Source organism: Ruminococcus sp. AM42-11, assembly GCF_003480145.1.
Lineage (GTDB): Bacteria > Bacillota > Clostridia > Lachnospirales > Lachnospiraceae > Blautia_A > Blautia_A faecis.
Genome location: NZ_QUIO01000079.1, coordinates 1 through 5,889, shown reverse-complemented (window position 1 = coordinate 5,889; position 5,889 = coordinate 1). Strand labels below are relative to the sequence as shown.

General features: G+C 37.8%; 4 protein-coding genes and 1 pseudogene. All 5 read left to right on the top strand.

Features of this window, described 5'->3' with window-relative positions; translation table 11 throughout:
- The first annotated feature begins 119 nt into the window (after positions 1–119).
- The gene (locus DW904_RS24395; RefSeq protein ID WP_243110547.1) at positions 120–911 is read left to right on the top strand and encodes a DUF5688 family protein; all 792 of its coding nucleotides are present in this window, start codon (positions 120–122) and stop codon (positions 909–911) included.
- A 223-nt stretch (positions 912–1,134) separates the two neighbouring features.
- Entirely contained in the window at positions 1,135–2,481 is a 1,347-nt protein-coding gene (locus DW904_RS22230; protein WP_147422368.1) for a hypothetical protein, read from the top strand.
- Entirely contained in the window at positions 2,442–3,299 is an 858-nt protein-coding gene (locus DW904_RS22225) for a PcfJ domain-containing protein (RefSeq protein WP_118584290.1), read from the top strand. The genes DW904_RS22230 and DW904_RS22225 overlap by 40 nt, the downstream gene beginning before the upstream one ends.
- Before the next feature lie 307 nt (positions 3,300–3,606).
- Positions 3,607–5,319: a hypothetical protein gene (locus DW904_RS22220; RefSeq protein WP_118584289.1), complete on the top strand. Its 1,713-nt coding sequence runs from the start codon at positions 3,607–3,609 to the stop codon at positions 5,317–5,319.
- 300 nt (positions 5,320–5,619) lie between these two features.
- Positions 5,620–5,889 (top strand): annotated as a pseudogene (locus tag DW904_RS22210) (site-specific integrase); the annotation flags it as partial.

Here is a 5,889-nt window from a genome sequence, read left to right as displayed (position 1 = left end):
TTGTGGCAGCAATAGGCTTTATAAGGCTTGAGCCGTATGATGGGAAACTATCACGTACGGTTCTTAGGGGAGGGAAGGACAGTAATGCTCTTCTCTTACCCGACTATGCTAGTGTGGAAATGCTTTATCATCCCGAACATGCAGGAAAGCCCCTGGCTGTTGGGGGAGATCCTGAAGCCAGGCATGGGATTGTTCTCACAGCAAATTATATTGCCAAGCAAAAGGGGGTAAAGACAGGACAGGCTTTGTGGCAAGCTAAAAGTGCCTGTCCGGATCTGGTTGTTGTTCCGCCCAGAATGGATCTTTATCTACAGTTTTCTTCCATGCTGCGGGAGATTTATGGAGAGTATCTTAGACTTGGAAGACAGGATGGATGTATTTCCAGTATGAAGATCCGAAAAGATATCCTGAAAGAATGGAAGCTTACAGAAGAAGAGGTTTGGAAAAATGCAGTGGAAAATACATCTTTAATGACCCCTCCTCGGATTTATAGATGGGAAGAACTTCTTGTAACCCCCCTTTACTCTGGAGATGATTTCATGAATGATGAAAAGCTTTATTTTTTGGATAGAGAGAATTTTGCAGGATTATGTCTTTCGACAGCCCTTCGGACAAATGGTGCTGTGGCTGTCTTTTTGCCAGGTGTTGCACAAAGACTAGCAGATCTTTTGAATGACAGCTTTTATATTGTATTTACAAGCATTCATGAAGCGATGATACATGCGGCCCAAAATGTATATCCGGAAGATCTCATCAAAGTTATGCATGATTCAATAAAAGAAGCTACTTCAGAACAAGATTTTCTGACAGATAAGCTATACTTTTATAATAGAAATGAGGAAAAAATTGCACAGTATAATCCCAAAACGGCAATTATTGATGTGCATTTTCCTATAAATCCGGAAGAATAGTTATAGAATGATCTGATACGGCAGGGCAACCTGCCGTATCTGTCGTTAAAGGAGTCAAAATGTAGGAAGAAAAATATAATCTCATGCAGAAAACGGTTTGTTTGGAAAAGAATGACAAAGGAGTAGATTATGCAGCTGGAATGGAAGAGCAAAACCCTAAAAGTTATGAAAGAGAATCAGCAGCTTTCTCTGTTTGAATACCAAAAAGGAAGGAACGAATCCTATGGAAAAACAAAAGCTTTGGAAACTGAAACGGTTAGAAGCAACGGATGAAATGCTGGAACTGGCTGGTAAGGATATTCCGATAATTACAAATGTTCCCTATGAAAAAATGGAATATCCAACCGGTTTATATGTACGTACGGAACTGGAAGATAATATTTTGAAAGTAGGGATTTTCTTTGCTGAGATTCTTGCATCTGGTGGAAGACGTCCTTCTTACACGTTATTTATCAATCCGAAAAAAGAGTGTTTTACCAGTTACGATTACCGGCTGAAAAAGTGGACGGATAGAATGCTGGATAAGCTGGATTTTCCAAAAGGAGTGAACTGGAAGCATACATGGTGTGCGTTCGACTGCCAGGAGAGAATCTGGAAAGCAATCGGCAACAAATATAAGGACGAGAATGTATATCTTGGAATCCTGGAATACCAGGAGCATTTACGGGGGAAAAAGTGTCTGGAAAAACACCGGAAACGAACAGATGCCTGGGATCGGGTTATGAAACAAGTACGGAAAACGCCAAAAGACTGGAACAGGTGGGTAAGAAAAGTCGGTATCACACAAAACTTTATCTTTTACCAGTATTCCAGAAAGAAAGAGACTACAGGATACTGTACCTGGTGTGAAAAAGAGATTCCCATTAAGAAACCAAAGCACAATCAAAAAGGTACCTGTCCGAACTGCCGACACCAGATCCGTTATAAGGCAATTGGCCGACAGCGCAGGGTAATGACCGAACAGGAAACTTCCTATCTTTTACAGACATGTGGGGAGGGACTGGTTATCCGCGAATTTATAGCATCTGCACAGTATGATATGCTTGCTTATAAAAAACCAGTGTACCATTGCTGGGAACAAAGAAGATTTGTCTATGACGAACATACGCCTGCTGGAACGGAATATTATATGTGGTATTACCAGGGAACCGATGAACACAGGTGGATCTGTGGTGTACTGGAAAAATATAGTCCATATTTTGGGGGCTGGAAAGAGAAAGCACCATGTTACGAGGGAAGAATTTACAAAAAATCACTTCATGGAATGAAGAATAAAATATTTAAAAGAAGTGGGTTTTATGAATACCTGGGAAAAAAGGAAACTGCAAAGTCAGTCTCATATTTTTACGTGTTAAGTCGGTCTCCTTATCTGGAACAGCTTGTAAAAGCAGGACTGGGAAGCGTTGTAAAACAGTTTATGGAAAAGAAAATTACAATTGATTATAAGAAATCGGATTCATTGGGACATGCCTTTGGAATTGATAAATTCCGTTTGGACAGACTGAGAAAGAATAATGGTGACCACTTATCTTGCAATGGCTGCGCTACGAAAAAAAGCATGAACAGGTAATAAAAGATGATGTCATTACCTGGCTGGCACAAGCAGAAATCAGTCCGGAACAGGTAACCTTTATTCTGGACAGGATGCGGCCGGAACAGATCAAAAATTATCTGAAAAAGCAGTCTGCAAATAGCAGGAAACCTCCCAAAGAGCTTGTTGATACATGGAAAGACTATCTGGGAATGGCATTAAGACTTGGAATGGATGTGAATGATGCCATTGTATTCCGCGTAAATAAGCTGGAAAAGCGCCATAATGAGGTTGTCCAGATGATTAAGGACAAAGGTTTGGCGTTAAAAGCCTGTGAAATCGTACAGAAGTTCCCGGATATTGATTCCATCTGTCAAAGCTTGAAAAAATATGAATACAAGTACAGGAATTTTCAGATCATAGCCCCACAAAGAGTGGAAGACATTCTGGAAGAAGGAAGTGAACTGAAACACTGCATCATAGGAAAAGATACCTATTATGAACGGATTGCAAAAAGGGAATCCTATCTTTTGTTTTTGCGGAAAATAGATGCTCCTGAAAAGCCCTATTATACACTGGAAGTGGAGCCGAATGGTACAGTAAGGCAAAAGAGAACTTATTATGACCGCCAGAATGCGGACATTGAGCAGGCGAAAGTATTTCTTTTACGCTGGCAGAAACAGCTTACCAAGAAGCTAAACAAGGAGGACAAGATTCTGGCATTCAAGAGCCGGGATCTCAGGAAAAAAGAAATTGAGGAACTGCGCAAGAATAAGGTAAAAGTGAATGGTTTTGGGTATCGGGGGAAACTGCTTGCGGATCTCTTAGAGGAAGACCTAATGGAAGCTGCTGCCTAAGCTGCAAAGAAACAACAAAAATGGAACTTATTAAAGACAGGAATGAAATTGACACAAATTTTTATGGATGGTATCATAAAAATGGCATTTGGCAGCAGACACTGCATAAACTCTTATTCCAGTTTGGATTGGAATGTATTTGATAAATAACCATAGAGTGTGTATATCTTTGCACCTGGAAATCATGGAAGAAATGATTTTCAGGTGCTTTTTGTTTTCTGTCAAATGTCATAATATATTACCAGGAAAGGGGGAATCAGATTCCTGCTTTGTGTCAAATTCCTGTTTTGGAAAGGATGTAGTAGTTATGCATAAACCCAGACGAAAAACGAATTATTACGAACAATTTTATTATGAATATGAAGGGGTAACATATTCTGGAAAGAAGAAATGTTGTGAGGAACTGGGAATCAATTACAGTACTGTATTAACATATAAACGTGAAAAGAATTGTTCATTCGAAGAGGCTATTGCTCATTACCTGTCACTTAAAGAAAAGAAAACATTTGTTTTTCGAAATCGAAAATGGCTTTCTCTTGATAAATGTTGTGCTTTTTACGGAGTGAATAAATATAGTGTGCTTAATTATATTTATACATATGATTATACGATTCAAGAATCACTTGAAATAATGATCAAACATGCCGAAAAATTGAAATTTCAATATAAAGGAAAATGGTATCCATCATTTCAAAACTGCTGTGAAGAAATGGGAATACCCGCCTGTACAGTAAAAAAATGTATGAAGGAGACTGGAAGATCGAAAACAGTCGCACTAAATTACTGTATCAAGCAAGCAGAAAATAGAAAAAATTTCAATCCTTCCCCATTTACTTACCGAAACAAAGAATATCCTTCTTTCATACTATGCTGTAAAGAATACAATCTGAAAGCAGAACAAGTCCGGTTAAAAAGTCTATCTCAGGATATTTCTTTGCAAGAAGCTCTTGACTTCTATTTACTTCAGCATCCAGTAAAAAGGAAACAAGAATACGATAGATATTTATCAATCGCACCGATAACGGAACAATGCAGACAGTATGGCATCAAAAGATCGGATGTATACAACTATGTAAGAAAGCATAATTGCTCTAATGAAGAGGCTATTAAGTTCTATATAGAACTCAATAAAAAAATTGGAACAGGTGTTATAGAGTTTGAAGGAGTGAAATATGTCAGCCTTCGTGAATGCTGCAAACTACTTTCTCTTTCTTACAGACTTGTTTATAATCGAATCATTAATACCAATAGCACACCTCAGGAAGCGTTACAGTATTTTAAAAGAAAACAGGAAAAATTACTTTTACAAGCAAAAGCTCCAATTTATTTAGAAAATGGGGACTGCTTTGAAAATTTGGAAGATCTGTGTACAGCATTACAGATTAGGTATAGAGATGTCTATGGTTATGCCGAGCGCCAAAATTGTTCTATAACGGAAGCAGCCGATTATTATATAGTAAAAAAGAAAATATCCCAAAATGTAACCATAAAAATAGGTGACCAGATTTACGATGATCTTCAAATATGTTGCAAAGAGCAAGGTATTTCATATAAATGGGTTTGTAAAAAAATAATACAGGAACAGATTCCTGTAACTGAGGCGGTGGAATTTTATCTGGAAAAGAAAGAACGAAAAAAACGAAAAGCCGAACAAAAAATGAAACCCCAAAATCAAACCCCGTCTTTTCAGAAAAATGCTTGGATACAGGCAAAAAAGGTCGTTGTAATGGGAAAAGAATATAAGTCGCTGAACAGCTGTTATAGCGATTTAGGAATTACGAAAAAATTGGTTCTTAGGCGTGTAAAAGAAACAAACTGTTCTCTTGAAGAAGCTATCGTATATGTTTATCAAAGAAAATTGCAAAAGCAATTCATATTCCGTAATGAAACATTTAGGAGCTTTAATGCATGTTGTATGGCATATGGCATTGCACAGGATTCAGTTGCGACGAAATCCAAACGGGAAGGGATAACAAGGCAGGAAGCACTTGAAAAGTTTTTGGCATTAAGAGAAAAATAACGGTACATTGTAGATGAATTTGTAATATTGAAAGGAAAGAGAATTGAAAAAAAGGAACGGGAGGGAAATGAGAAACTTCTTCTTTCAGTAAAAGAGACTTGTGAGTTAACTGGATTATCTGAAAAAACAGTTCGTACTATAATGGCTGAAAATGAATTTTGTGTCCGAATCGGCCGAAGAACGCTTGTACATAGAAAAAAATTTGAGCAGTGGCTGGAGGAACAGGAGACTTGAATATTTTTTTGAACGTGTTAATATGCTGATGTACTTAAAATCTGGCCTGGAAAGGATGAACGCAATATGGGTAAATCTTTAAAAGGCAAGGAATTAGGACGCGGACTTACGCAGCGAAAAGATGGGCGCTATCAGGCCAAGTATTATATACCAGGCTCCCCGAAAGCACTTTATTTATATGATACTAATTTGGCCAGACTGAAAAAGCGGCGTGATCAGGAAAAAGCAAAATATATTATGGGTTACAGCGATAAAGCAAAAAAATATAAAGTTTCGGAATGGTTTGATGAATGGATGAAACTTTATAAAATTGGACGCATTAAGACGAATACAGTC